Raw genomic sequence first — 3,110 nt, 5'->3', positions numbered from 1 at the left:
CAAGAGTAACTTTTGGCTGGCTATTCTAATGCACTATTTTAGATGAAACAGTCCACTACCAGACTCATCTCCCAACTGACAACAATCATAGTCTACCCATTTCCTGCAAAGTTTTAATATCCTCTTCAAACTCCTCAACATCGTAATGGATGCAAATACCACGTTTGGCAATTTCGCGCTGAAACTCTAACAAATTAATTCCAGCCAAACGACGTGCTTTACCAATGCTAATTCTATCTTGTTGGAATAACATAATGGCAATTTCCAACTTTAATTGTGCTTCAGACATTCCAGCCGATCTTAGCACGTCATCAGGAATAACCACACTCATTTTCTTCCTTCCTCCTTAATAGTTTTGTTTTGTGGAATGGGCATCTTGCCCGTTCGAGTCCAAACTATCTTCATTGTCGCCACCTGGCGAAAGCAGCAGCAACTTCTTCATCGCTAGCAAACTCACCTGCATCCGCCTGACGTAAACCTTCTTTAATATGGTCTAACTGCCACTGCTGCACTTGTAAATAAGCATCAACTCCATCATTAAGAATCTCAGAAGGAGAGCGTTCCCAAAAAGAAGCAATTTTATCAATGCCTTTTCTTTTTTCAGAATTCAGACTAAAACTTATTGTTTCCATAATACAATTCCGAGAATTACAAGTTATTGTGATTCGACAGCTCAAATCTTACCAATATCATACTAAAAAATTTCTCCAGATAAAAGACGACCATCCACCCGCTCATAGTCATCTTCAACTAACCATGAGTGAGCTTCATCATAAATAGAACTTTCAAACAAAGGTTTGTAGCTAGCAGTCGCATCATAAATACAATAGTTTCCCTGTTTGCCCCCAACTAACACCAAAATTCGAGGGGGAAAGACAACGGGATCTACCCATAACTCAATAAACTCCCAATCATCACTTTGAGCGACGAGGTTTTGTGCGAGGGATAACATGGTACAAATTACCTCCTTAACCTAAAAATATAGAACAAACTCTTCAATTAGCATAAAGATGGCAGGTAGTATTCGTTCCGCAGAACTCAACCATCAAACAAGAGCTTAAGCGCTAGTGGTGCGGAGTATTATCGCTCTATTTTGTTGTGTTGAATGCTGCATAAAGCACCTCGAAAAGTTAACCTTGAATCAATGGAGCAAATTCACAACAAATCTAGGAATTTGTCAAGGTCTATTCTTGCCTGTTTTAAAATTATGGCTAAAGTAGAACGCTTGACAGAGCGATGAGCTGGAACCGTCAATTTTAAAACTCCATCTGGCATTTGTTTGTGCAATCGAATATGACTACCCCGTTGACGCACTACTACCCACCCATCACGTTTTAAAGCAGCAATAATTTGCGTGTAGGGGAGATTAGGAACTTTACTCATAATGCTAATTCCTTAACGATCGCTCCTGCGGAGATAGAAAATTCATCTTCAATGGGTTCAAGGTAAAGTTCTATAGCTTCTTGGATATTAGTCAGTGCTTCCTCAATAGTTTCTCCTTCACTAATACAACCGGGAAGTGATGGAACGTAAACGGTATATCCACCTTCTTCACTTGGTTCTAATACTACTTTTATATTCATAATTATGTTTGTTAACTGACTTATTTATTTTAGCACCAGAATCAAGCGATCGCTATAAAAAAGGTTGCAAAAATCAATCATTTTAGGTAGACTAGATTTTGGAAATAATTCCAATTATATAGAAAAATTATATACCATGAAAACTAAAAGCTTTACTGCTATCCTTTATAAAGAAGATGATATGTACATAGCTGAATGCCCAGAAGTCGGCACAGTTGACCAAGGTAAAACAATAGAAGAGGTTCTAGCGAATCTCAAAGAAGCTACAAAACTCTATCTGGAAGAATGTCCGCTACCTAAAACAATCGAGTGATCGCTCCTTTCCAAACAAACCACATTTTAGAAAAGATCGCTTTTTTCTGGCCTGATAGAAAAGTATGAAAACAATCTATAAATGTTATGATTAGTTAATAACTAAAGGAGGTATTTATGCAGCAAATTCAGATTGTGTTGCCAGACGAACTAGCATATTCCTTAAAGGAAAAATGGGGCAATTTAGAACGTAAATTAATGGAAATAATTGTAGTAGAAGCTTATCGCGAAGGTTCTATTAGTAGTGGTAAATTACGAGAACTATTAGGTTTCTCTACTCTTTTAGAAGCCGATAAATTTCTGAAAGCTAAAGGAGTCGATTTAGATTACGATGAAGAAGATTTTATTGTCGATCGCCAAACCCACGAACAACTAGAAAAAGAAGGGAAATTAAAGAGGTTATGATTGTTGTATCAGATACCTCGCCAATTTGTTATTTACTACTTATTGGTGAAATTAAACTGCTGCCTCAACTTTATGGTCAAGTTCTAATTCCTCGAATAGTTCAACAAGAATTATCAGACGAGCGATCGCCTATTGCCGTCAAAAATTGGATTGAAAAACCTCCCCAATGGTTAATAATTCAAGATGTGACTGTTCCTGTGGACAAGGATTTAGAGTCGCTTGATGCAGGAGAAAAAGCAGCTATTATTTTAGCACTTCAGGAAAGAGCAAATTTAATTATCATTGATGAGGCTTTAGGCAGAAAGGTTGCCCGCAATAAAGGATTGAGGGTAACTGGATTACTTGGCGTTGTGACGTTCTCCTGCATCAAATCAAAGATTATGATGTAGGCTTCCCCGCCTCACGGACGCGGGCTTTCTGTTTCAAAGGGAGTGCAACCACTTAACCCTCCACAGACAGAGACGATGAGACCCACCGCCTTTTTGTACTAAACAATTCTGTACTCATCTAGTTCCCTCAAGAGTTTTACCTTTTCACGGGTTAACTAGAACTTCTGAATTGAACCCCATACTCTATGTCGTTTTCTATGTGCTGTTATCAGGTGCGTATTACCGCTACTCCTGATATAATCAAGGGTGACACAAAAAAGTACACAATGCAAGAAACTAAGTGGACGCTACACGGTTTATTTGTTGGTCGGCAATTCCCCTCTCGTTAACATTCGTATAACGGGAGACCCCTTGCCGACATCAAAGTTGGATCGAGCTGCCCAACAAAATTTAGTAGATTTTCCCAAAACTATTGCTGCTC

The 3,110-nt window shown here is 38.5% G+C and carries 8 protein-coding genes; 3 read left to right on the top strand and 5 right to left on the bottom strand.

Annotation, left to right across the window (positions count from 1 at the left end):
* Window positions 1–85: 85 nt before the first annotated feature.
* From AC3DU7_RS29755 to AC3DU7_RS29735, 5 genes are all read right to left on the bottom strand, one after another.
* Window positions 86–331, bottom strand: a complete 246-nt coding sequence (locus AC3DU7_RS29755) for a UPF0175 family protein (protein ID WP_488042851.1) — start codon at window positions 329–331, stop codon at window positions 86–88.
* A gap of 70 nt (window positions 332–401) precedes the next feature.
* Window positions 402–632, bottom strand: coding sequence for a CopG family ribbon-helix-helix protein (locus tag AC3DU7_RS29750; RefSeq protein WP_488042850.1), 231 nt, complete (start codon window positions 630–632; stop codon window positions 402–404).
* Between the two features lie 62 nt (window positions 633–694).
* Entirely contained in the window at window positions 695–952 is a 258-nt protein-coding gene (locus tag AC3DU7_RS29745) for a hypothetical protein (RefSeq protein WP_488041677.1), read from the bottom strand.
* Between the two features lie 203 nt (window positions 953–1,155).
* Window positions 1,156–1,383, bottom strand: coding sequence for a type II toxin-antitoxin system HicA family toxin (locus AC3DU7_RS29740; RefSeq protein ID WP_202225709.1), 228 nt, complete (start codon window positions 1,381–1,383; stop codon window positions 1,156–1,158).
* Complete coding sequence (locus AC3DU7_RS29735) at window positions 1,380–1,583, bottom strand: type II toxin-antitoxin system HicB family antitoxin (RefSeq protein WP_488042849.1); 204 nt, start codon at window positions 1,581–1,583, stop codon at window positions 1,380–1,382. Before AC3DU7_RS29735 ends, AC3DU7_RS29740 begins: the two co-directional genes overlap by 4 nt.
* A 64-nt stretch (window positions 1,584–1,647) precedes the next feature.
* Here AC3DU7_RS29735 and AC3DU7_RS29730 point away from each other — a divergent pair, with 64 nt between their 5' ends.
* The 3 genes from AC3DU7_RS29730 (at window position 1,648) to AC3DU7_RS29720 (ending at window position 2,689) form a co-directional block, all read left to right on the top strand.
* The gene (locus AC3DU7_RS29730; protein WP_488041681.1) at window positions 1,648–1,896 is read left to right on the top strand and encodes a type II toxin-antitoxin system HicB family antitoxin; all 249 of its coding nucleotides are present in this window, start codon (window positions 1,648–1,650) and stop codon (window positions 1,894–1,896) included.
* Window positions 1,897–2,012: 116 nt separating this feature from the next.
* The gene (locus AC3DU7_RS29725) at window positions 2,013–2,300 is read left to right on the top strand and encodes a UPF0175 family protein (RefSeq protein WP_488042848.1); all 288 of its coding nucleotides are present in this window, start codon (window positions 2,013–2,015) and stop codon (window positions 2,298–2,300) included.
* Window positions 2,297–2,689, top strand: a complete 393-nt coding sequence (locus tag AC3DU7_RS29720; protein ID WP_488042847.1) for a PIN domain-containing protein — start codon at window positions 2,297–2,299, stop codon at window positions 2,687–2,689. The genes AC3DU7_RS29725 and AC3DU7_RS29720 overlap by 4 nt, the downstream gene beginning before the upstream one ends.
* Window positions 2,690–3,110: the final 421 nt, after the last annotated feature.

Source organism: Okeania sp. (assembly GCF_983059655.1).
The sequence above is the reverse complement of the archived record's forward strand: the minus strand, read 5'-3'. Positions and strand labels throughout refer to the sequence as shown.